Source organism: Corynebacterium kutscheri (assembly GCF_000980835.1).
GTDB lineage: Bacteria > Actinomycetota > Actinomycetes > Mycobacteriales > Mycobacteriaceae > Corynebacterium > Corynebacterium kutscheri.
Map to the genome: position 1 here is coordinate 89,406 of NZ_CP011312.1, position 23,875 is coordinate 113,280.

A 23,875-nucleotide genomic window follows, 5' to 3' on the forward strand; every position below is an offset into this window, starting at 1 on the left:
CCTTGAGTTAGTTTGTTGTTTGGGTTTCCGTACAAGGCGCAGTCGGTTGTCAAAGCTGGTCTCTATGTTTGCTGAGATGAAAAGAAACATTGGTTAATTGATGAGCTATTTTTGTCTTCTACTAGAGATTCCTCTTATTGGTTAGTGTTTGAGTTCATGGCTTAAATACGCGGGCATGATAAAGCACCATGATTGTTCAGCTAGGTTAGTTCAATTTATTTCATTTTTAGTTGTGCTCTACGTTGGGTTGTATTTTCGTTTGATGTGATGGGGGATATTGGGGGAACCCATATTTTTTTAAAATAAAAATCTTAAGATTTTTTAATGTTGAAATTGCATACATGGCCAATGGAAAGTATGCTCACCGGGAGCGATGTGGAAAATTATTGAAATCTCTCATAAGGAAAATCAAATATTTGAAGCATCGGTATTAATTTTTCTCAGAAAGTTAGTTTTAGTAATCCAAATCCCCTACGGTTACTCACCCCCTTGATGACTCATCTAGGTAGTGGGTACGGAAAAAAGAATATGAATATATCAGTTATAAAGCGCACTATGTCTAAGGGTGTTGTAAAGAATCCTTGGTTGGTGGTGCTTTTTGTGTTGCTTCTTGTAGCAAGCTCTATTCCTCTTGCCACCCACTACACACCACATGCCGCAGCGCAGGAAGCACCGGCAAAATCAGAATGTACAGGTGGGCGATGGGAAAACATCAAGTGGAAAGATGATAGCCCTAACGTTCAAGGTAACACTTATGTAGGTCCTAGTGGTTTCGCTGAAGTTGAATTCGATTGGAAGGCCGAACCAGACGCTAAAGCCGGAGACAAATTCGAATTTGACCTTCCCCCACAATTAAAGGCCATTAATACTGGCTCAATTGCTCTTAAAAATTATAACGGCGAAATTGTTGCCACTGGTGAATGGGTTGGTAATAAATTTATTGTTACCTTAACTGGTTTTCAAGAGCGCCATTTCGACGTTCAAGGTAAAGTTTTCCTTGCTGTAGCATGGAACACAAGTAGTTCCTTTAATGGTCAGTTAGATTTTACTGGCTGCGGTAGTGGACGTCTATCTGGAAAGTTCGAAAAACGCGAAGGCGGAGAATTTCACGATGATTCCAAGATTGGTGAATACCGTGGTTACGATGAAAAAAATAAGGTTCATACTATCCAGTGGTCGGTAGGTATCGACCCTAAAAAACATCAAAACGAAGCTACTGGCCGCAGAGTTGTAGTTACTGATACCGCTCCAAAAAACTGGAAGTTTGCTTGCAGCGGCAAATATGCCGATGGTTATGCTCCGGTATATGTCTCTTCTTTCGTAAAGAACGCTCAGGGGAAGATAGAATCTTATCGCCATGCCATCTATGCTGCTAATGGTCAAGTTGGCGGAGGAACTCGATATGGTTTCACAGATGTAACCCAAGATGATGGCTTTAACCAACAAAATACCTATCTCTACGAGCTGAGATGTAGTGAGAACCAGGTTTCTGTTACATTCCCCTATGGTTTATCTGAAGCTGCTGCTCCTGTGCTTACCTTGACAGCTTATACAGAGCAGAAGCCTCAGCCAGGCAGTATCGTAACGAACAAAGCTACGATCGATAGCAAAGAAGTCCAGGGACATGTTCGTTTCCCTACCGCAGGTGGTTTAGGATTTGGGCGTAAAGGTGGTTTCACCGTTGAGAAAATCGTTCTAGGAACCGAAGAGGATAAAAAGCAGGATTATAAATTCGATTACGAATGCAAAGACCCTCAAGGGAAAACTCAACAAAAGGGATCAACTAGCATCAAAGATGAGGAGTTCAGACATATCGACAACCTTGAAAAAGGTTGGATATGCACTGTCAAGGAAAACGTATCCGAGGCTCAAAAAAAGGGTAGAAAGCTCACTGTATCCTGGGTGGCGTTTGGCCATAAAACAGGTGTTAAAAGTATTCGTTCCGGCTCAGAGATTGAGTTTACCGTCGATGATAAATTCCAGGAAGCCATCCATGTTGTTGTTACCAACAAGTTTGAGTCTGAGCGTGGGCAATTTACGCTATTCAAAGAAGTTAAAGATCAGGATGCTCGAAAAGCCTTAAAGGGCAAGGAGTTTACCTTCGATTGGAAGTGCACCACTCCAGACAACAAAATAGCTAAAGAAGGTCGAGTAAAACTTGGCAACGGTAAGGGAACTGTCATCGATGACCTTCCCCTAGACTCTTATTGCACGATCAAAGAAACCGATATTCAGCAGATAGAAGGCTATACCCATAGTCTGAAGTGGTTAATCAATGGTGAGCCAAAGTCTGAGGATCCGATCGAGGTGATTCCACGTTCAAAGGATGCCGCAGAACCTTTGATCGTTACTGCGATAAATGAGTACACCCCTGTTGTGCCTCCGGTTCCACCAACAACGGAAACAACTACAGAACCGGTACCACCGACAACAGAGACGACTACAACAACGGAACCTGCTCCAACAACGGAGACAACGACAACTACTGAGCCGACACCGACCACCTCGTCGTCTACGATGATTCCTACCACAGAGCCAACGCCTACGACTGCGACAACGACAACTACAGAGCCAGCTCCGACTACGTCGTCTACAACAACGACCACGGAACCTGTTCCTACCACCTCGACTACGCAACCGGTGCCAACCACATCGTCGTCAACACCAACGACTACGACTACCACGTCGTCGGAGCCTATTGTGCCAACTACGACGCATCAGGTTCCACCGATCATTCCAATCCCTATCCCGATACCAATCCCACCGGCACCACAACCTGTTCCACCGGTAACAACCCAGGTGACACCACCTGTACCATCAACACCTGTGACACAATCATCTACACCTGCACCATCAGGTAAGACTCAACCAGGTACAGGTAGAAGTGGTCTTGCTAATACCGGTGCCTCAGTGAACCTGATAGCACTGTTAGCACTACTTCTAGCCATGATTGGTGGTCTTATCGTCTTCTACACACGTGGTAGGAGAAGAAGCTAATACTTCTTAGATCAATCGTGTTGCTCAAACACGATTGATCACAGATAAATAGCTCAACCCCCTCTTTTTGTTTTCTTGAAGAAGCACACTCTCAAAGAAAAACAAAAAGAGGGGTTTTTCTGTTTGTGTGGGTAAGGGTTTTTGTTTTTTTGTTTGTTTTATAGTTATTTAAATTTTGTGTAAGCCTGTTCTTAGTAATATTGTGGTGGCAAGATATCGACACAAAAAGCTTAGTTCTTTCCTTAATGAACTAGGTTTTTTGTTTTTCCCCTCACTTTTATCTGCCTCATGTTTGTTTTTTGCATGCTTGTTTTCTAAAAGAATGAGGGGTGTGGTGTCTTTTTGTTCTTTAGGAAGATAAAAAGAGATGGAAAAAACAATATGAATCATTCTCATAGAGAATTTCGAGTAGGTAGAGGTGTGTTGAAAAACCCGTGGCTTGTTGTGCTATCGGTTGTTTTTCTTGTTGCTGCTCTTGTTCCGTTTTCGACTCGTGTGTTGTTGACTGCGACTGCGCAAGAAGCCGCCCCTGTTGTTGATGCACAGGTTTCTACCGTTGATGCTACCGGTAGTGATGGTGTTGATAACCTAGGTGGGCAAACACCACAGGATGCACAAGTAGTATCTCACCAGGTGGAAGAGACTCCGGTAGAAGAGTCTTCTTTGCTTGAGCAGGTTATCACTGCTGTGAAAGGTGCTCTAGGCATAGAAGAAAACGCTGGGGAAGACATTCCTGTTGTTGGGCAGGACTTGGTTGAGCCTGCGCCTGCACAACATGACGAAAACCTCCCAGTGCCCGCGGAATCTGAAGGCCTGGCAAGTTTCACGGTGTACAAACGCGCCGTTATCAAAAAAGATGAGGCTGGAAATTCCCCGAACGTGCTGATATCGGCGGATAAAGAATTTAATTTCAATTGGGAATGCATTGATCCAGATAACACAAAGCACACCGGTACTCTTGAAATTCCAAATAATACCCAGCGAACAACTAATGATATTCCTGTGGGTTCAAAGTGTACTGTCACCGAGGATGTTGAATCAGCATATATTAAGGGGTTCCATAATGACCTGGTTGTATATGCTTTGGGTAACACCAGCAACATCAAACAGACTGGCCTATACACGGTAGAGTTCACTCTTAAATCCGAGGATGAATTTAAGTTCATTGCTCAAAATGAGTACACTCTCGCTCCTGAAGAAGAACTAGGTCAGTTCACCTTAGAAAAGAAGGTTGAAGGTGTTGATACCCAAAAAGAATTTGAGTTCACCTGGAAATGCGTCGACAACAATGGGGAAGTCACCGAAGGCGTTAAAAAGCTGCAAGCCGGTAAGAAAGTCGTAGTAGAAAACCTACCTCTGGAATCTTCCTGCACGGTGTCCGAAAAGGATCCGACTATTGAAGGTTATAGTCATGAATTAACCTGGTCAACCAATGGCGAGAAAAGCCCAGATGGTTCTGATTTCACGGTCACTCCGCGTAAAAAAGATGCAAAAGAACTTACTCTTACCGCAACGAACTTTTATAGCAAGGTTGCACAGCCAAGTTTTATGGTCTTTAAACCAGTTTTAGTTAAAGATGACAAAGGTAACCAAGACTATCTGGCAACCCAAAAACTCGTTGAGAAACTAAAGCAAGAAAACAAGAAATTCACCTTCACGTGGGAATGCACCACACCAGATAAGAAAAAGCACAATGGAACCTTCGATCTGGAAGCTAATGGTCGTTTCAATAGTGAGAATTTCCCGCTCAACACTGAGTGTACTGTGACTGAGGATAAAAACAGTGCACAGGTTCCTGGTTTTGCGCATCAGTTTGCTGCTCACTATCTCGGTAACCCTGAGAACCTGAAACTTATCGGTGAATCTCAGGTGCAATTCACTTTGAAGCAAAATGAGAAGTTTAATTTCATTGCTCAAAATGAATATACTGCTAAGTCTGCGATTGGTGAGTTCATTTTAAAGAAGGAAGTTAAAGGCACAAAGACCGAAGAGAAGTTTGATTTCAGCTGGCAGTGCTATAGCAGTGATAACAAGTTAGTTGCTGGTGGTAGTACTTTGCTTAAAGACGGGGAAACTTTTACAGTTCCTGATCTTCCATTAGATTCCCAGTGCCGTGTAAAAGAGAAGAACTCAAATATTGAGGGCTTTACCCATTCTCTTCAATGGTTTACTAATGATGAGGAAAAAGCAGCCGAAAACGGTGCAGTTGTTATTAGCCCACGTGATAAGGAAAGCGAAAAACCACTTGTAGTCAAGGCTGTTAATACCTACACCAAGGATGATAAGCCGGCACCAACGACTACTTCGTCTTCTGCTGCGCCAACAACAACTACTACGTCTTCGTCGACAACACGTCCAGCACCAACAACCTCGGCAACGTCAAGTGTGACACCAACAACGTCTACGTCTTCGTCGGTAAAGCCTACAACGTCTGCTTCTAGCACCTCGTCATCAAAGCCAACCACAACGACCTCATCTACTGAGCCGATTGTTCCAACCACAACATCTAAGTTCCCGCCGATTATTCCAATCCCGATTCCTATTCCGGTTCCTCCGGCACCATTCCCACCAGCACCAGCACCGGCACCAGCACCGGCACCAGCACCGGTGCCTGCTCCGAATGGTGGAAACAATAGCCCTGCCCCAGGCGTGACCACCGCACCACACCACGGTGGCAACAATACTGCCCAGCCACAGCAAAACAGTGGCAAGAACACCACTGCTGCTGCCCCTAGCCAAACGAATAAGGGTAAAGGGTTAGCTAATACTGGTGCTTCTGTCATCTGGTTAGTACTTGTAGCGGTTCTTCTTGCTGCAGTCGGTGGGTTTATTACCTATCGTGGTCGGTTGAATAAGAACAACTAACCTGCACAAACATGTGAGCTAAGCCTTAAAACGCTTTTGTGGCTTTCTTGCCCTTCAATATGAGTAAGGATAAGAAAGCCACTTTTTATAGAGGTATGTCATATGTTGCGCTGGTTTATTCAGTTTTTATTTTGGAAGTCACACGCACATGTACGCACGCACACATATGTAACCCTTTTTGACTAGGTTTATCTTCCTATGAGCAAACCCCAGGACAGTTACACTCCTGGGGTTTGTTTATTCATAATTACCGCATTGCTGTCGATTAAGAATTTTTAGCAACATTGTTTAGGCTAAAAACTACTTCGAATTCTTCGCAGAGAACTGGCATATCTATTTGGAACCCGCGTGGATCGGTCATATGGCGGCGCCAGAAATTTTCATGAGTCTTTCGCCAGTATTCTAGGCTGAGATCGCCCTCGCCTTCGGCACGTGCAAAATGTTCGTCAATATCGCAGAAGCGTCGAATCACAATATTGGTGGTGCGAATGAGTGCTACCGGACGGGAGCGACCGTCGGTAATAATGCTGAGCTCATCAAGTTCAGGAAGTGGTTCATTTTCGTGTTCATAATCCCATAAAGCAGAGGCGGTAGCAGTTTTCTTGCCGGCTGCTACAAGAGCAGCAAGCTCATCGGCATGGTTGTGATCGCTGCCAAAAGACCAGGTTTGTGGGGTTTCTATGGGAAGTTGTGGATTGGTTGCACGTGCTTGGGTGTAGAAATCATTGATTATGTCGGCATTCCAAGCGTCGATAAGCATGTTAGCTTCTTTATTGGTGGTAACAGTTATCCGTAACCCGTCGTTAAAAGCTCTCGTAAGAATGCCTTTGTGGGATAAAAGTTCTGCGCGCTCGAATGCATCAGTACCTGGTATCCAGACGAAATTGGCTTGGCTGTGAGCTGCTCCTACTACATGAGCAACGAGTTCTCGGGCGGTAACTGTTTGCTCGGTGCGGCTGAGAAACTCTTGGCGAGCGGGCGCAGATAGGGAAGCTAGGGCAGCTGCTTGAGCGAGCGCATTTACGGAAAAGGGTACCGCGACTTTATTTAGTGCTTCAATAATACGTGGATTGCCAAAGGCGTAGCCTACGCGTAGACCAGCTAGCCCGTAGGCTTTGGAGAATGTGCGTAGCCCGATGAGATTGTCATAGTGGGATACTAGTTCGGGAGCTAATGGTGTATCTAGATCACGTACGTATTCGATATAGGCCTCGTCGAGAACAACTAACACATTTTTAGGTACGGCTGCCATGAAATCCAGAAAATCTTGCTTGGACACAATGGTTCCCGTGGGATTATTTGGGTTACAGACAAAAATAAGCCGCGTACGTTTAGTGATTGCCGCGGCCATTGCCTTGAGATCATTTTTGTTATCCCCGGTTAGTGGAATAGGAACCGCAGTAGCACCAGTGATTTGTACGAAGATTGGGTAAGCCTCGAAACTGCGCCACGGGAAAATAACCTCATCGCCTACTCCGGCAGTAATCTGTACTGCTTGCTGGCATAAAGCAGAAGATCCACAGCCCACCGCTACCTGCTCAAAGTCGAGTTGGAGATGGTCAGCAAGTGCGGTGCGCAGTTCAGTTGCTGCCATATCTGGGTAACGGTTTATGCTTTTCGACGCTTTATCTATTGCCGCCAGTACGCTAGGCAAAGGATCAAATGAGCTTTCATTTGAAGAAAGTTTAAGTAAGTTCTCATTGCGCTTGCCAGGGACGTAACTAGGCAAAGAGTCCAGGTCATTGCGGATCATGCACCTAGTCTAGACGTTTGCTTACTACTAAGTAAGAGGAATAAGTAATTGTTATTGCTGCTATGAAGAGAATCTCTCGTTTTTTAGTCTTGGTTATGCCAGGGGTGGTGCTGGTAAAAAGTGTGGTCAGGCTATAGGTTTATCCCAATTTAGCTTGATTGAAAAAGTATATGGGGTAGGTGCTTTTACTGGGTATTTGCCCTTAACTGGTTAGCAAGGTAATCTATGTAGCGCTGGTTTCCAGCGCTGGAGACGTGCCAGAGCGGCCGAATGGGGCTCCCTGCTAAGGAGTTGACTTGTTTGCGCAGGTCCGGAGGTTCAAATCCTCTCGTCTCCGCTCCTTCCACTTAGGTGGAAGCTATTTCACCGGGCCTGGTGAAATTTGCGCCCGTAGCTCAACGGATAGAGCATCTGACTACGGATCAGAAGGTTGGGGGTTCGAATCCCTCCGGGCGCACCATTAAAACCCCTGGTAGAAGCCATTTTTACCGGGGGTTTCGTGTTGTTTTGGCCAGTGAAGTATGTGCTTGTGTTGTTGCAGGTTGTCGGTTCTCAAACCGAACAAATACCGAACAGAAACCGAACAAACTGTCATCATGTTGTGGTGAGACAGGTCTAGATAAAACGAAAGGTTAATTAAAAAAATTTAGTGAACGCTTTTTGTGTTGCTTTTTAGCTAAAAAGGGCAGCTTTTAGGTTTTGTGAAGTTTTAACCTCAGTAGAGGTTTTGTTCCTGGTTCTCACACAGGTAGATAACTGTGCTGGATTTTACTTTTAATCTTCTATTAGATTTTTCTTAGAAAAATTTTAGTTTTGCGGAAAGCGCTGTAGTGTTTCACATTGTTCCTACTAGAGCAGTTATTCATTTATTTGTTTTCCTATTTCTCGGTTTTAAAAGGGGATTTTCTTATGAAGATTCGTAAAATCAGTCTTGCTATTGTTAGTGCTCTTATGATGGCAGGTTCTGCGGTTGCAATTGCTCCAGTACAGGCTTTCACTCCTGAGAATTTAGCAGAGAATATTCAACGTAATTTTTCGCAATACTGGGATGGGGGTGTTCAATGGTGTGTTGGTGAGTACGGTGAGGAACAGCGTTCCCTCTGCCAGTACTACACAACGGTGTCTTTGAACTATCAGATCTATGTGGATGATAGCCGTCATCAGGCTAAAGCTGAGTACTTTAAGTCTTTGGTGGACAAGGTTGCAAAGAAGCTTTATGAATCAAAGTATGGTGTGGAGAGTGAGACTCTTTAACGCTTAAGTTAATGCCGGTTTTTTAGTTTTGGCTACGGTCTTTGATCTGTGTTATTTATGCTCTTATGATTCCTTCGCTTGGGATCGTAAGAGTTTTTTGTTGTTATGAGGCTAGTTAGTGTGCGATTTCATGTTTCGCACCGGCGGCAAGAGATTTTGGTGTCTTAATTATATTAAGAGTTAGGGGGAACTGGTGCAGGTAAAGATTTTGGCTATGCTCTCAGCATTTCTGTTGGTATTAGCATTTCTTAGTGTGCTTTTTTGGACTCGGGAAGCAGCACTTATCCTTGTAACGATGTCGACGATTGACCTTATATTGGCAATGTATATCCAGCATTTCAAGTGTGCCAGTGAAAAAATGACTGGAGCCTTGAAAGCGGAATTAGCAACCGAGATTATTTTTTTAGTTTTGGGTTTTTTCATCATCTTAATATTTGATAATTGGGTTGGGATGATGCCTTATTTCTATTCTTTAATGAATATTTTTATAGTCAAAAAACAAAGAGTTGCCAAGGTCGATGATTCAGACATGTAATTGAGGCATAACAGGTAGTGGCGTATGCATAAATATGGGCTAAATAGTGGGAAGTTTGTTTGCTTTGATACGCCGTGAGTATTTTAGGTAAATCTTTTGTATCTTGTGGTTGTGATTGCAATCAGTTAATACGGTGGTGTTTTTGGGGCTAGGTATTTAGTTCTGTGGTTGGTTTTGGTCTCGAACAAGGGCCGAACATAGGTTGAGTTATTGCTAGTAGGGCAAGGAAATATCTTGACTAGGGATTATAAGGTTGGGATTTTGAATCTCTTCGGGTGGTACCGAAGATGTAGTCTGATTTGTAGCCGCTAATAAACGAGGTATTTTTAAGGAAAATAAGGGTAAAAAGCGTTTTTCCAAGTTTGGTTTATTGAGAAAAAGCGTCCTTTTTATGAGTTCTAGGCGTAGGCGTTACCTAGAAATTATTTGATGGTGATCAAATATTTGCGATAAAACATGTGCTGATGCAATATAAACAGCTGCAGCAAGTAATGCATGTACTGCTCCTGTTGCTACGGCGGTATAAGATAATGCAACAATAAAAAATATTGCGGTAGCTGTGGCATATTCTACTATCTTTTTGTAGTGTTCAAGATTTTTGGCTGGAAATCTTAACCCAATAAGTATCCAACCAAAAAAGAATTTGAGTAGTAAGTCTAGGAGAAAAGCTACTAGCCACATCCATATGCACCATATGATTGCTACTGGCAACGTTATGGAATGTAATCCGTCAGCCACGTGGAGTAGAAATATTCCGATAAAAGCCGGTACTAGTGGAAAGACAAGCATAAATACCACTACGCCGAAAAAGCATAACTATTCTTTAATTACGCGCATGATAAGCCCGATTTTAGTATGTGTTTCGATTTCATCGGGGGTGGAGGTAAAACCCTTCTCATAAGTAGTGCACTTTGTCCTAGTAGATACCGGATTAGTTTATTTTTACAATGGTGACGTGCAGATAGGGTGAGCCTTGAGGATTAGCTCTAGTTTACCGAGCCTACAGCTAAGCTTGGCGTTTATTTTTTCGTAAAAATACGATTGCAAGCACAAGACCAATAATGATCAATAGCACACTAGCGATGAGATCGGCTAGATACGTAGGCCATGGTAGGTCGGTTCGGACTGGAAGGTATCCACGTAGGAATGGTTCGGCGATAAAAAGAAGCGGAATAATGAGCTCGATTTTGGGTATTTTTTGAGAAAAGAACCCTAATAGGCCAAAGATTGGTCCGAAAATAAGAGCAACGATAAACCAGAGGAAATCGTTTGAAAAAATATTTAGGCCATAAACTCCTAAAATTACACATGCGATGTAGTGGATTATCAGCATGAAAAATAAGATGCCTGCTCCGGCTAAAGCTGCATGTAGTGGGCGTCGTAGTTTTGTTTTTTCACCCCAAAGGTTTGATTTTCCTGCCCAAAAAGCACAGCTTGCCCAGAGAATATTTGATCCTAGAATTTTTCCCGATAAGTTGCGGAAAAATAGTAAGGTATCTGCTTTCCCTTCAAGTATGCCGAAAAGAGTTAGGTGAGTGAATGCGTATCCGATGGCAATGATCGCGCAGAGAGGTAGTAGTCGTTGAGTTTTCATAAGTAAGAGTTCCTATATCTAGGAAAGGCTTGCTAAAAACTTTGAAAAGCAAGCCTTAACTGGAAGGGAGTTAAAGAAAATTATTGTTTATTGCGTAGACCAATACGCGTGGCAATAATCCGCTAGCACACCACCCGTTACGTATTACCGATGCCGACGATCCTGGTCGTGCACTTTTACTATGCATTTAATCTGCATTGTATTTTTTAACTGGTGTACTACTTATGTTTTTAGGATTAGGCGTTTCATTATTTTTCCTCGTACTTGGAGTAATACAGCTACCAGTGCTACCGCTTGGGATAAGGTTTTAATGAGGTCTAGTTGGAATGTGGTGACCTCTGTTTTAATCAAACACTAAGGTTATAATAGTGTGGTTTTATTATTTTATTAAGTAGTTTTTAACACATTGAATGTGGATGCTCTGTATGGTTGATCTAGGGCTTGCAGCAAGCTTTTCGACGAGATTTATACCTGCGATATGAGAAACCCTATTGTGTGGTTTTTATCAAGAAATAATTTTTGATAGAGACAAGTGTTTTAGCGTCAACCACTTTTTAGTGGCAAGATTCAAGGCATAACTTGTTCTTCGAAAAAATAGTTAAAACCCCAGTTCACAGTGCATGTGGACTGGGGTTTAGCTATGTCGGATGGGTTAAGCTTGTGGAACTTTTGTCCGAGACGCTTTAATGCCGACAAGGATCGTCGCAAAGAGGGAAGCAGTAAAAAGCACCCACCTATCTGAGACAGCACCGAGTCTACTCTGTGCCCAAGACTGGATAGAGAATTGGGTATCAGTGTTGAGCAGGGTTGGTAAAGAGGCGGAACCATAGCTGGTGATGAAAAGCCAACCAATGAGGACAAAGATGACGCCGGCTGCCATAGATAAGGTATTGGTACGCAGTGGGCCGAGCTGAATTTCTTTACCGCGCAGCCAGGATTTTTGGCCGAGCTCGAAACGATCCCATAGTAGTGCTAACAAAAATAGTGGCAGTGCCATACCGGCAGCGTAGGCAGTCATAATGAGTGCGCCATATGCGGTGGAGCCAGAGACTGCGGCAGTTGTTAGTACTGCGCCTAGTAGTGGTCCGGCGCAGAAACCTGCGAACCCATAGACTGCGCCGAGGAAAAAGACGGGGATAACGCCCTGGCCGCGTACTCGTGAAGAGAGGTTCGCCAGGAATGGAATACGGAATCCGCCGCCGAAGAAGCTGATAATACCTAAGATGATAATCAACCAGCCGCCAATAAGAATCGCCTGGTCACGGTTACTAGCTAGCCAGGTGGCTAGGCCGGTGCCAATGGGTACCAGTGTCGAACAGAGTCCAAGGAAAAAGACAAATGTTTTGGCGGTAAGTTCTTTAATTGATGAGAACGCATAGGCGAAAAACGCAGGCACCAAGAGAGCGGAGCAGGGGCTAATCAGGGTGAGCACACCTGCTGCGAAGGCGCCAATAAGGCCGACAGAAAGCATTTATCCTCCTAGGGCGTAACCAAGTAATGCCGCAGTGAGCACTACTAAAACGATAAATAGGATTGCTAACCAGTGCGGAGTGTTATGCATTCGCAGCTGGCACCTCGATTTCACCATTGGCAACCTTGGCTAATTGCTGCTGGATAATTTCTTCAAATACTTCTAGTGGCTGTGCACCAGAAACGAATTGGTCGCCAACAAAAAAGCTTGGGGTTCCGGTTAAACCAATTCCGGTGGCGTATTGGCTGGCCTGCATAACGGCTTGGTCGTAGGTTCCATTGGTTGCTTCGGTGCGGAAACGCTCAATATCAGGTACGCCAGCTTGCTGTGCGAAGCCCACAAAATCGTCGATAGTAAAGTGCGGATGCCCATTAACGCTTTGCGACGCTTTGTAGAGGGCTGCTTTGTATTCGTGGAATTTACCTTGTGCGGCAGCTGCGCGTCCAGCTTTTGCTGCCTCAACTGCATTGGGTCCGTTGACTGGTAGATCGTTCCATTCCACGCGTACTAGGCCAGTGTTAACGTACTTAGCCATAATGGTGGGGTGGGTCTGGTTTTGGTGGCGGGAGCAGAATGGGCACTCGAAGTCAGAAAATTCTGAGATCACCACGGGAGCATCAAGTGCGCCAATGCCAAAGGGGTCGCTCATGCTGCGACGGTGTACTTTAAGCACATCATCTTGGGAAGTGATCTCGCCGGATGGACCAAAGACCTGAGCATTTCCGGTTCCATCACTAAATTGTGTACCAGGGGTGGCCTTGGCAGCAAGCGTGGCAATATCATCTTCGTTCATTGCGGCAACGGTGTCAGCTTCAGCAGTAGGCGAGGCTACTGCATTATTAGCACTGGTGGCCGTATTTGTTCCGGAAGCAGTTTGATCGGTACCACGTTCACCGAGCAAATAACCAACGGCGAGAGCGAGTAAGACAATAACTGTTACCAGCGCCCACATTATTGGAGATATCGTGGAAAGCGCTGAGGGTTTGTTCGCAGAGTTCCTTGAAGACATGGCTGCATTTTAGGTGACATGTCAAAAAGAATCGAATGATATTGTGACGGTATTTTTGTCCCTAAAATGGCAATAAAGGGTAAAAGTCCTAGCTGCGGGCACCTATAACATCCATAACATATTTAATTGGTGTGATGTCAAACATGATGACAGGTTCATTGAGAGGTGGGGTACGGGGGTGGGGTGATATGGATGGGTTGGTCCCCAATGTTAAAAACATTACCCCTTAAAGAGGTTAATTTATTGTTCCTTCTTTAGTTATTAAAAAAGCCAATGAACTGCATATTTCTCACTTTTTTCTTTATGGTGCGGAGTATTGACCCCCAAAATGGGTAGGTTATTGGCTAGCTAATCGGTAGGGTAATGCACATCATTATTCTGGTTGACTTTTAGTTAAGTGATAAGGCCGGTGGAAACCTGCCGTTCAAATATTTTTCTAAAAACCCACTCGGATTTTGTTGTAGCTGTGTGAAATGTGCCCCGCTCTTAACGTTTAGATAAATTCAGAAAGGACACCATGAGTACTCCTATTACCCATGAATCTTCGTCCCATTCTCTTGCTGAAGACGCTGAGGTGCGGGATCAGTCGGAATCTCGTCGTCAAATAACCGGCCTGATTGTCGGTATTGCCCTGGCGGTACTGATTTATTTTATTTTTCCTGCTTCGGCAGTAGATACGGTTCTTAGTGCCGACCCAGAGTTGGAAACAAACCATGCATCCTTGCGGATTACTGCAGCTATTGCTGTGCTTATGGGAGCGTGGTGGATGACTGAGGCAATCCCCTTGGCGTCCACGGCATTAGTGCCATTAGCTGCATTCCCTCTTTTTCAGGTGATTTCTTTTAGCAATATTGCCGCACCTTATGCATCCTCGACGATTTTCTTGTTTATGGGTGGGTTTATCCTGGCTTTAGGTATGCAACGCTGGAACTTACACCGTCGATTAGCATTAGCTGTTGTGCTTATGGTTGGTACAAAACCTAAGCAACTTATCGCAGGATTTATGCTGGCAACAGGCTTTTTATCGATGTGGGTATCGAATACCGCAACCGCCGTAGTGATGCTTCCGATTGGTGTTTCTGTGTTGCAACTGACTGCGGAATCAGTAGGTGGAATGCGTAACCAGAAGAAATTCGCTACTGGGCTGATGCTGGCGATCGCTTATGCAGCGTCGATAGGCTCTTTGGGAACTATTATTGGTACCCCGCCAAATGCTTTATTGGTTGCCTATATGAAGGATAACCATGACATCAATATTGGTTTCGGGCAGTGGATGCTAGTTGGTGTGCCGCTGGCCGTGGTGTTTATGACGATTGCCTGGGCGATTTTGGTAACTATATTTAAACCTGAAGTCGATGATATTCCTGGTGGGCGGGAAATGATTCGCGGGGAACTCGACAAGATGGGACGTATGGGCTTTGGCGAGGCAGCTACGGCAGTGATCTTCATCCTGGCCGCATTAAGCTGGGTTTTTGTTCCACTAATTGTGCAGTGGGCGGGCTGGTCAATCAAAGTTGATGATGCATTAATTGGCATTGTTGCTGCACTACTTTTATTTATGATTCCTGCCGATACTAAAACCGGCGTGCGCCTTATGGATTGGAAAACTGCTAATGAACTTCCCTGGGATGTATTGCTGCTTTTCGGTGGTGGATTAGCGCTATCAAAAATGTTTTCTACCTCAGGGTTATCGCTGTGGATTGGCGAGTTAGCAAAAAATCTTGATGCACTACCTACTTTTGTCCTTGTTGCAGTAATTACTGGTTTGGTGCTCCTGTTGACTGAATTTACTTCAAATACGGCTACAGCTGCTACCTTCTTGCCGATTATGGCCGGCGTTGCCATCGGTATTGGTCTGACTACTCATGGCGACCAGAACATTTTGTTGTTGACTATCCCAGTTGCGCTTTCTGCTACCTGTGCTTTTATGTTGCCAGTTGCCACCCCGCCGAATGCGATTGCTTTTGGCTCGGGATATGTAAAAATTGGGGACATGGTCAAAGGTGGATTATGGCTGAATTTGGTCGGTATTATTCTGGTTACGCTTGTCACCTACTTCTTGACCGTTCCCGTTTTTGGTTTGGTGTTTTAACTCCTCGTAGTTAGTACAAGGTAAAATTTTGTGGTTCAGTCTTTTTATGCTTTGCGACGGTTGTAAGAATTAATTTGGTGAAATACGCCGTATGAGGTAACATTTCACTTCGTTGCACCGCACAGTGCCACAATGCGCCCGTAGCTCAACGGATAGAGCATCTGACTACGGATCAGAAGGTTGGGGGTTCGAATCCCTCCGGGCGCACCATTAAAACCCCTGGTAGAAGCCATTTTTGCCAGGGGTTTCATGTTGTTTTGGCCAGTGAAGTATGTGCTTGTGTTGTTGCAGGTTGTTGCATCTTGTTATTTCTCGACCCGAACAAAAACCGAACAGAAAAGGAAGCCGTATGGATGCCCTAGAAGCGCGCCTTGACAAGCTACAAAGTGATCTTGATGATGAGCGCGCGAAACGCCGCAATGCGGAAGCTGACAATCACGGTCTGCATATGGCTTTGGTAACAACAGTAACGCATTTAGAGCAGCTAATACGTTGGGTAGATGGTGGTGCAAAACCACCTAGGCCAGATGATATTGATTTAGATGCGATCAAAGCACTATTGAAAATATAAAAATACCCCCCTTTAGCTGGTGTTTATACCAGCTAAAGGGGGGTATTTTTATATTTTAGGTTACCGAGTTTTTCCTCTTAGCCTAGCCAGCGTCCGATAGTCGCCTAAATTTTAATTAAAGATTAGTGCAGCGGCAAAAATAACTGTCAGTATTAAAGCGCCTATACCTGCAAGGGTGAAGGCTTTTTTATTCTGAATTACCCATGCTCCTTCGGAAGATGGTGTAGCAGAAAAACGTGTCGATATAGTAGCAGCAACCCATGAAACGAGAAAGAACGGTATCCAGATCCATTCCGGATAGCTAAATTTTATAGACATTATTGCTGCACCGGCGGTTATAGAGGCGGCTACGGTTGCAGCATATGCCACCATGGGCATAACAATCCCATAGGGTGTTTTAATTAAAGCTGTCAACTTCATTGTAGTTTTGTGTGCCTTTGTTTTAGCAACTGATTGCGGTAACCCCGGCACCTATAGCTGCACTACAACCAAAACCACCTATTCCGCCGGTTGCAGCCCCGAAGGGAGCACAGACAAGGAGGTCGCCAGTGATATTTAAACCGAGCGAAACCCATTTATTATCAATGCAGCGTGCGCGAAACAAATTTTCATTTGGATTTGTAGCAATAATTCCTCTAGGAACCTCTTGGAGGATAAAGTCTTCAGGAAGATCAGCCTTGATGCTGGCAACAAGCTGTCCGTCGATGTTATGCACGTTGATTACATTGCCATCGATACTGAGCTTATCCCCGTCGAGTAGACGTGGGACGATGAAGGATCGCTCTGTATCAAATGTGCGTGTTCCGTCTGGCCCTTCAAAAACGAATGCATGTTGGGAGGAAATATCGCGATGAGAATTGGTGGTAGGATGGTTGCTTTCTGGTAGTTCTTGAGCTTGAGCAACAGTGGAACCCAAGCAAAGAGGGATTAATATTGTTGCTGAGGCCATACTTTTTATCAATTTTGAGGGCATAAGGCTTACTTTAATTTTGGTTGATTTGCTGCACAAGGGTTTTGTTCATATTTTTATTTTTGGGTTAGATATTTAGTTCTGTGATTGACTTGTTTTGTGGTGAGGTCATTTTTTCAGTACCGAATAGAAACCGAACGTAGGTATTATTTCTGCTGGTAGGGCGGGTAAACCTTTTGACTACGGATCAGAAGGTTGGGGGTTCGAATCCCTCCGGGCGCACCATTAAAACCCCAGCTCACAATATGTGTGGGCTGGGGTTTTGTGTTGTTTTGGTTAGTGAAATATGTGCTTGTGTTGTTGCAGGTCGTTGCATCTTGTTGGTTCTCAAACCGAACAAATACCGAACAGATTTGACTATAATTTTCATGTATTCCAGTAGCAGGTGAGATACCCTAATTAGGTATTAATTACGGATAGAAGGGCTTTGGACCATGCCTGATAATGGAAAAATTCCATTTGGTCAAAATATGACCAAACCTATTAATGTGCCACTGAGTAAATTAGATTTAGTTTTGTGTTTATCTATTGTGGCAATACAAGCTATTTATCTTTCTTGATAGAGATAGCAGAAAGCCAAACTGCGGCGATAAACACGGTAATGATGGTCCATCCAAGCCCGATAGTGCTAGCTTTGTTCGAAACGATGTTTAAGTAGCTTCCTTCGGTAAAAATGGGTGCTACAACAAGGCAGTATAGCCATACACCTAATAAGACTGAGGAAAAACCTTTGATGATGTTTTTTGGTGAGGTTAGTTTGGACATGTGAAAGTTTTCCCTTTTTTAGCAAACCTTGTCAAAGTTGATTTGGTCTTCTAATGCTGCGAATCCCAAGCCGCACGTAGCTCCTCCAAGCCCACTGGTTCCTGCACCAAAAGCTCCACAAACACCTGCCGCGCCGACACGATAAGTCCATTTGCCAAGTGTAGACTTTCCACACGCATCAACAAATAAGGCACCATCTTCTATAAGGGATAGTATTTCATCGTCATAAACGAAACGAGTATCTAGCTTATTGCCGTCATGGTCATATAGTCCTGGGCTAGTGAAGCTACCGACGACTTCTCCTTTTGAATTGATGATATCTGCTTGTTGCCCGTCTGCACTGATTTTAACTATGTCCCCTGGTTGCAGATCAAGTTTTCGTCCTTGTATATCGGCATCTTCAACTTTTCTAGTTTTCCGGATTAGTCCGTCTGAGCCGAGCAATGCATTGTCATGAGAGCTTTGTGTGGTATTGCTTTCAGTGTAGTTTTGCGCGGATGCTGGGAAGGTTGTACTGCATGCGATGATGAATCCAAGGGTAGAGGAAACGATTAGTTTAGAAAATTTCCGATAACTGATCACTATTTTCTCTTTATGATATGGGACTTTATGAACGATTTAGGTTGAGTATATGTTGTGCTTATTGGTGTTACAAGGGATATTTGTAGTTTTGTTATTGGTTAAGGAGAAGAACGGAAAACTTATATGAGGTTTTTGTTGATATGGCGTTGTGGTCGTATATGTGTTGAGAAGAGTATTTTTTGCACTTTTCTCCATCGTTGGCAAATATAAGAAGTTATCTTTGGGGATGTTCGGAATCTAATACCGAACAGAAACCGAATATGGGTAGCATTTCTGCTGGTAGGGCGGGTAAACCTTTTGACTACGGATCAGAAGGTTGGGGGTTCGAATCCCTCCGGGCGCACCATTAAAACCCCTGGTAGAAGCCATTTTTACCAGGGATTTCATGTTGTTTTGGCCAGTGAAGTATGTGCTTGTGTTGTTGCAGGTTGTTGCATCTTGTTGGTTCTCGACCCGAACAAATACCGAACAGATTGCCATCATGATGTGGTGATAGGGGTTTAGGTGAAGCGAAAAAGGCTAACGAAAAAACCTAAGTGAACGCTGCTTGTCTTAACTGAGGAAAAAGGGAGCTTTAGATTTTGTGGGTTTGTGGTCTTGCTGGGGGTTTGATTCCTACTGGAGCGGTTATTAATTCATTTATCCTGTTTTTTGGTTTAAAAGGGGATTTTCTTGTGAAGATTCGTAAAAATCAGCCTTGCTATAGCTAGTGCTGTCATAATGGCGGGCTCTACATTTGCAATTGCTCCAGCACACGCAGCACGCACTCCCCAAGAATTCGGTCGGGAGGTTCAACTGAATTTCTCGAAATACTGGAATGAGGGCGTTCAAGAGTGCGTTGGTGAGTACGGTGAGGAGCAACGCTCCCTGTGTGAGTATTACACTGCGGTGGATTTGAATTATTTGATTCACTTACAAGAGGGTTTTAATCCAGCTAGAGCTGAGTATTTTAAGAAGTTGGCAGATGAGGCTTCGTATAAGCTTTATGTATCAAAGTACGGTGACGATAACTCAATTCCGTTTGATTAAATATAGTGCCAGTGTGTAGTGGTTTTAGCTACTGATGCTGGTTTGTGCTTTATTACTCTTACGATTCCTTGTACTTGGGATCGTAAGAGTTTTTTGTTGCTATGGGATAAAAAGTATGTAACTATATGTTTCCCTCTGAGGGCTGTGGTGGCAGGAGACCTTGATGGGATGACTAAGAATTCGAGTTAGGGGTATAGTAGGTCGGGTGTTTAATTTAGATTATGCGTAAAGTAATAAGTAGTGTAGCTGGATTTTTAGTAACATTATTTGCTTTTACAATTTTGATAACAAAGACGACTGGGGAAATCAGATTCTGGTGGGTTGGCCTTGTTGTAACTATTGTTCTTTATCTTCCTTCATGGATTGATTACGTATTTGTGGAAAGAAAAGATAAGAAGGAATCTACAGAATAATTTATTTCCTGCATCTTTTTTGTGCGCGTAGGCTGTCACTGGTTTTTAAGCGGTTGTATTTAAGTTTTATGTGATTCGTTGAGCACTATCTTGTATAAAGTGCGTATGGAGTGGTTTTCAGGGATGCTCATGTTTGAGTATTGGTGATAAACCCCTTAGCGGAGGCGTTAACTCGATTGTCACCTATCTTTTCCTTTAAACCTGAATGTCCTCATTCTTTATATTTGAATAAATTGCGAACAGTAGCCGAATATAGGTTGAGACATCGCTGGTAGGGAAAAATATTCTAACTACGCATCAGAAGGCTGGAGCGAATCATTTTTGAGAACATGATTAAAAACCGGATCGCAGTATATGTTTACTGAGGTCTCTTATACGTAGCGGGGGTGTTCTTATATAGGTTGTCAACTTATTGGAGTTGGTGGCGAGGGGGCACGCTAACGTTCTTTTATTGGTTGTGCCTGTTTTGTACGCAGCTATGTAATCGTGCTGGCCTTGAGTGGCCTGTTGTTGCTCAGGTTGTGTTCATTATTTGTAGTCATAGTGAAGGCGATGTTGATTTGCCTACGTATGAGCGCGACTACTGCAGAGTTGTGTTTCTTGCCTTTTATTTATTTTTCGTTCGCCGTATTGGCATGAATGCCCGTGGAATCTGATGGATAAACAGTTGATTGTTATTTAGCTTATTTAAGCTGAGACGTATATTTTCTGGAAGCGCTATATTGTGCCTGAGCATCATCTAAAAATAGGCTCCCCTAAGTAGGGAAACTATTGTACTTCTTCGTCTAATTTCAAGGCATAGTCAGAAAAGAAGAGGAAAAAGCATGTGTGGACCAAAGTTGTAGCGGAAGGGTGTTTCGACTAATTATGTTCCTCGTTTTCTTGGGATTAGCGGTTTTCATAACCCTTCTATTAGTTGCGAGTAAAGCTACTTACCAGAGAGGCGTTTTCAACAAATTTTCTGTTTTTATAGGTGTTGTGGCGGGGTTAGATTTCCTTTTTCTTGTGGTATTTGGGTGGCGTTTATCATCTAAACAGAATTTTTTTGGAACTTGTAATAGCACTTGTGATTTTGTTGGTTTTCATTCCGGTTGTCGGGAAACTATTTGGACAGATAAAAAGAATGAAGGCCAATGGACATAGTGGTTACAAGATGCAATGAGCATAAGAGCATTTGAAGCCAAAGTGTTTTCTCTGATTGTGCTGCTTTGGGGGTAGCAGTGGGTGGATTCCTGGCTATCTTTTCATTGTGGTTAACGCATTAACGATGCGGAGTACTTATTCGTATTTATATTGCGTGCAATATAAATATTAACTAGAGGACTTTTTGCGTATGTGACGCTAGCTATGCTCTTGCTGTGGGGATGTGAAGCAGGATCAGTGCTGGTCTAGGTAAATTGACTTCAAATTTTATTTCCCACACCTAATATTTCCTAAGTGAATTTTTATGGTGCAGCAATATAGATTTATGGCTAAGGGCGTCCTTAATAATGCTGCTTACAGGCTTGGTGAATTATCATTAAGCACAATAATGTTAGTAAGAATTACACCTAAAAACAACAGTTCTTAAAGGTGATTTAAAAAACAGTACAATAGTACCAATTTTCTAGTACACATGTACCGATTAGGTATATCCTATTCTCAGACACCAGTTAAAACATACGGTGAGTGCCTATTTGAGTTTTTACATCAAAGATGAGGTGAGCTGTGGAATATCGAGTATCTTCGGAAGTTGGAAAACTGCGACAGGTGATTCTTCATCGCCCAGGGCGAGAAATGGATCGTCTGACACCAACCAACAAAGATGAACTTCTTTTCGATGACATTTTATGGACAGAACAAGGGCAAATTGAACATGATGCTTTTGCTCAGGCATTAAGAAAAGAAGATGTAGAAGTTTTATATCTTGATCAGTTATTAGCTGAGACTTTAGAGGTGCAGGAAGCCCGCGAGTGGGTAAGTGCAGAAACCTTTGAACAGCGGTGGTATGGCGTTACTGGTATTGAATTAATGCGTGAATACGCAGATTCATTAAACGCCAAAGATCTAGCAGAATTATTTATTGCAGGCATGACAAAAGCTGAACTTGTTGAAAAAGTGGGCTGTTTATCTTCTGCATATATTGATCGAAGTGCTGATGATTTTATGGTTTTGCGTTGCTTACCTAATCATCTCTTCACCAGGGATACTTCATGCTGGATATATAACGGCGTATCGGTTAATTCTATGCAAAAACCTGCACGCCAGCGTGAAACTATTAATGTTCAGGCTATTTATCAGTGGCATCCAAGATTTGCCGATGCGAATTTCTCTCTCTGGTCACATGGGTTAGAAGATGGTCCAGCAACCATTGAAGGTGGCGATGTTGCAGTTATTGGCAACGGTGCGGTTTTGGTTGGTATATCAGAGCGAACAACAGCGGCTGGTTTTGAGAGGCTAGGACAAGCACTTTTGACCGGTTGTGAAGAGATAACTTCGGTCACTGGCATTTTGATGAAGGAAGAACGTGCTCAGATGCACCTCGATACCGTGATGACCATGGTTAATGAGGATACTTTCTTAAAGTACAAACATTTGGGCATGCTTCCTACGATCACACTTACTCGCGGTAGCCATGGAAGTATTGCAGCAAAAACTAATGCTGGTGAAGATATGCATAAGGTTTTAGCAAAGGCATTGGGTAAGAAATCAATCAATATTTTGACTACGCCTGAGAATGATTTCGCTGCCGAAAGAGGCCAGTGGAATGACGCATGCAATGTTTTCACGGTTGAACCTAACGTCGTTGTTTCTTACGACCGTAACCCAGTAGCCAATGAGTATCTCGAAGCGCAGGGAATTCGAGTAATTGCAGTACCTGGTGCTGAACTTGGCCGTGGTCGTGGTGGTCCACGGTGCATGAGCTGCCCAACTTTAAGAGATGACATTTAACGCATAAGGATAATTGACAGAAAGGATATACCGTGGCAAAGCTAACGGGAAGGCATTTTCTCAAAGAACTAGATTTCACTCCGGAAGAATGGCTTTATCTTCTAGAACTTTCTAAGAAGCTGAAAGACGCCAAAAAGAATAAAACCGAAAAGAAATATCTTGAGGGGAAAAATATTGCCCTGATTTTTGAAAAAACTTCTACCCGGACGCGATGCTCCTTTGAAGTTGCCGCCTTTGATCAAGGAGCTCACGTTACCTACCTGGATCCTTCCGGATCACAAATGGGACATAAAGAATCCGTTGCAGATACGGCTCGTGTTCTTGGACGATTCTATGATGGCATCGAATTTCGGGGTAAAAAACAAGATCACGTCGAAACGCTTGCAGAACTATCAGGAGTGCCGGTATGGAATGGTCTTACCGATGAGTGGCATCCAACCCAAATGCTTGCTGATCAATTAACCATGCATGAAGCCAGCGGCAAAGATTATAAAGACATTACTTTTGCCTATGTTGGTGATGCTCGGAATAATGTTGCAAATTCACTTTTGATTTCTGGGGCAATGCTGGGCATGGACGTTCGCATTGTGGGGCCAAAAGAACTTTTCCCAGAGCAAGCAATTATTGATGAGGCACACCGACTCGCTGAAACGACTGGTGCCAAAGTAACCATCACCGATGACCCTTATGCGGGCGTTGAGGGTTGTGATTTCCTGTATGCCGATGTGTGGGTCTCTATGGGAGAGCCGAAAAATGTGTGGGATGAGCGGATCGCTTTATTAAAGAAGTACCAGGTCAATAAGGATCTTATGGCGGCTACCGCGAACCCGAATTGCAAGTTCCTTCATTGTCTACCAGCATTCCATGATCGTAACACCACTGTTGGCGAAGATATTTATCAAAAAACGGGCATGGATGGCCTGGAAGTCACCAATGAAGTTTTCGAATCAGAAGCATCAGTAGTTTTCGATCAAGCAGAAAACCGGATGCACACAATCAAAGCAGTTATGGTGGCAACTTTGGGAGAAGGATTGGGGGAATGAC

19 protein-coding genes, 3 tRNA genes and 1 pseudogene are annotated in these 23,875 nt (G+C 43.7%); 12 read left to right on the plus strand and 11 right to left on the minus strand.

Features of this window, described 5'->3' with window-relative positions:
- The first annotated feature begins 555 nt into the window (after window positions 1-555).
- Window positions 556-2,997: a DUF5979 domain-containing protein gene (locus UL82_RS00390; RefSeq protein WP_232009497.1), complete on the plus strand. Its 2,442-nt coding sequence runs from the start codon at window positions 556-558 to the stop codon at window positions 2,995-2,997.
- Window positions 2,998-3,165: 168 nt separating this feature from the next.
- On the opposite strand, the gene UL82_RS11125 is transcribed toward UL82_RS00390, so the two are convergent.
- Window positions 3,166-3,387, minus strand: coding sequence for a hypothetical protein (locus tag UL82_RS11125; RefSeq protein WP_148668914.1), 222 nt, complete (start codon window positions 3,385-3,387; stop codon window positions 3,166-3,168).
- Here UL82_RS11125 and UL82_RS10985 point away from each other — a divergent pair.
- Complete coding sequence (locus UL82_RS10985) at window positions 3,379-5,862, plus strand: DUF5979 domain-containing protein (RefSeq protein ID WP_126363919.1); 2,484 nt, start codon at window positions 3,379-3,381, stop codon at window positions 5,860-5,862. The genes UL82_RS11125 and UL82_RS10985 overlap by 9 nt on opposite strands.
- A gap of 265 nt (window positions 5,863-6,127) precedes the next feature.
- On the opposite strand, the gene UL82_RS11300 is transcribed toward UL82_RS10985, so the two are convergent.
- Both UL82_RS11300 and hisC read right to left on the minus strand, forming a co-directional pair.
- Window positions 6,128-6,622, minus strand: coding sequence for an ASCH domain-containing protein (locus UL82_RS11300; protein ID WP_232009565.1), 495 nt, complete (start codon window positions 6,620-6,622; stop codon window positions 6,128-6,130).
- Window positions 6,599-7,615 (minus strand): annotated as a pseudogene (gene hisC, locus UL82_RS00400) (histidinol-phosphate transaminase); the annotation flags it as partial. The gene UL82_RS11300 and the pseudogene hisC, both read right to left, overlap by 24 nt.
- A 248-nt stretch (window positions 7,616-7,863) precedes the next feature.
- Here hisC and UL82_RS00405 point away from each other — a divergent pair.
- The 4 genes from UL82_RS00405 (at window position 7,864) to UL82_RS00420 (ending at window position 9,404) form a co-directional block, all read left to right on the plus strand.
- Window positions 7,864-7,952, plus strand: a tRNA-Ser gene (locus UL82_RS00405).
- Window positions 7,953-7,999: 47 nt separating this feature from the next.
- A tRNA-Arg gene (locus UL82_RS00410) sits at window positions 8,000-8,075 on the plus strand.
- Between the two features lie 449 nt (window positions 8,076-8,524).
- A complete protein-coding gene (locus tag UL82_RS00415) occupies window positions 8,525-8,869 on the plus strand; it encodes a hypothetical protein (protein ID WP_046438336.1) in 345 nt (114 codons plus the stop codon).
- A 193-nt stretch (window positions 8,870-9,062) separates the two neighbouring features.
- Entirely contained in the window at window positions 9,063-9,404 is a 342-nt protein-coding gene (locus UL82_RS00420; protein WP_046438338.1) for a hypothetical protein, read from the plus strand.
- A 411-nt stretch (window positions 9,405-9,815) separates the two neighbouring features.
- On the opposite strand, the gene UL82_RS00425 is transcribed toward UL82_RS00420, so the two are convergent.
- From UL82_RS00425 to UL82_RS00440, 4 genes are all read right to left on the minus strand, one after another.
- On the minus strand, window positions 9,816-10,142 hold the full coding sequence (locus tag UL82_RS00425) for a hypothetical protein (RefSeq protein WP_126363922.1): 327 nt from the start codon (window positions 10,140-10,142) through the stop codon (window positions 9,816-9,818).
- A 268-nt stretch (window positions 10,143-10,410) separates the two neighbouring features.
- Window positions 10,411-10,998 carry a hypothetical protein gene (locus tag UL82_RS00430; RefSeq protein ID WP_046438341.1) on the minus strand — a complete coding sequence of 196 codons (588 nt, stop codon included), beginning with the start codon at window positions 10,996-10,998 and terminating at the stop codon, window positions 10,411-10,413.
- A gap of 652 nt (window positions 10,999-11,650) precedes the next feature.
- Window positions 11,651-12,469 (minus strand): cytochrome c biogenesis CcdA family protein, encoded by an 819-nt coding sequence (locus tag UL82_RS00435; protein WP_046438342.1) that lies wholly within the window; start codon window positions 12,467-12,469, stop codon window positions 11,651-11,653.
- 82 nt (window positions 12,470-12,551) lie between these two features.
- Window positions 12,552-13,421: a DsbA family protein gene (locus UL82_RS00440; RefSeq protein WP_046438345.1), complete on the minus strand. Its 870-nt coding sequence runs from the start codon at window positions 13,419-13,421 to the stop codon at window positions 12,552-12,554.
- 574 nt (window positions 13,422-13,995) lie between these two features.
- Here UL82_RS00440 and UL82_RS00445 point away from each other — a divergent pair.
- From UL82_RS00445 to UL82_RS00455, 3 genes are all read left to right on the plus strand, one after another.
- On the plus strand, window positions 13,996-15,570 hold the full coding sequence (locus UL82_RS00445) for an SLC13 family permease (protein ID WP_046438346.1): 1,575 nt from the start codon (window positions 13,996-13,998) through the stop codon (window positions 15,568-15,570).
- 134 nt (window positions 15,571-15,704) lie between these two features.
- Window positions 15,705-15,780 (plus strand) — tRNA-Arg (locus tag UL82_RS00450).
- 139 nt (window positions 15,781-15,919) lie between these two features.
- Window positions 15,920-16,141 (plus strand): hypothetical protein, encoded by a 222-nt coding sequence (locus UL82_RS00455; RefSeq protein ID WP_126363925.1) that lies wholly within the window; start codon window positions 15,920-15,922, stop codon window positions 16,139-16,141.
- A 111-nt stretch (window positions 16,142-16,252) separates the two neighbouring features.
- On the opposite strand, the gene UL82_RS00460 is transcribed toward UL82_RS00455, so the two are convergent.
- The 4 genes from UL82_RS00460 to UL82_RS00475 all read right to left on the minus strand — a co-directional run bounded on the left by UL82_RS00460 (window position 16,253) and on the right by UL82_RS00475 (window position 18,458).
- Window positions 16,253-16,561, minus strand: a complete 309-nt coding sequence (locus UL82_RS00460; RefSeq protein ID WP_046438347.1) for a hypothetical protein — start codon at window positions 16,559-16,561, stop codon at window positions 16,253-16,255.
- Window positions 16,562-16,583: 22 nt separating this feature from the next.
- Window positions 16,584-17,114: a hypothetical protein gene (locus tag UL82_RS00465; protein WP_126363928.1), complete on the minus strand. Its 531-nt coding sequence runs from the start codon at window positions 17,112-17,114 to the stop codon at window positions 16,584-16,586.
- A gap of 540 nt (window positions 17,115-17,654) precedes the next feature.
- The gene (locus tag UL82_RS00470; RefSeq protein WP_046438350.1) at window positions 17,655-17,876 is read right to left on the minus strand and encodes a hypothetical protein; all 222 of its coding nucleotides are present in this window, start codon (window positions 17,874-17,876) and stop codon (window positions 17,655-17,657) included.
- Window positions 17,877-17,894: 18 nt separating this feature from the next.
- Window positions 17,895-18,458 (minus strand): hypothetical protein, encoded by a 564-nt coding sequence (locus UL82_RS00475; RefSeq protein ID WP_046438352.1) that lies wholly within the window; start codon window positions 18,456-18,458, stop codon window positions 17,895-17,897.
- Window positions 18,459-19,178: 720 nt separating this feature from the next.
- Between UL82_RS00475 and UL82_RS00480 the strand changes: the two genes are divergently transcribed.
- The 3 genes from UL82_RS00480 (at window position 19,179) to argF (ending at window position 23,874) form a co-directional block, all read left to right on the plus strand.
- On the plus strand, window positions 19,179-19,487 hold the full coding sequence (locus tag UL82_RS00480) for a hypothetical protein (protein ID WP_046438353.1): 309 nt from the start codon (window positions 19,179-19,181) through the stop codon (window positions 19,485-19,487).
- A gap of 2,120 nt (window positions 19,488-21,607) precedes the next feature.
- Window positions 21,608-22,831, plus strand: coding sequence for an arginine deiminase (locus UL82_RS00495; RefSeq protein ID WP_046438358.1), 1,224 nt, complete (start codon window positions 21,608-21,610; stop codon window positions 22,829-22,831).
- Between the two features lie 32 nt (window positions 22,832-22,863).
- Entirely contained in the window at window positions 22,864-23,874 is a 1,011-nt protein-coding gene (gene argF, locus UL82_RS00500; RefSeq protein ID WP_046438360.1) for an ornithine carbamoyltransferase, read from the plus strand.
- Window position 23,875: the final 1 nt, after the last annotated feature.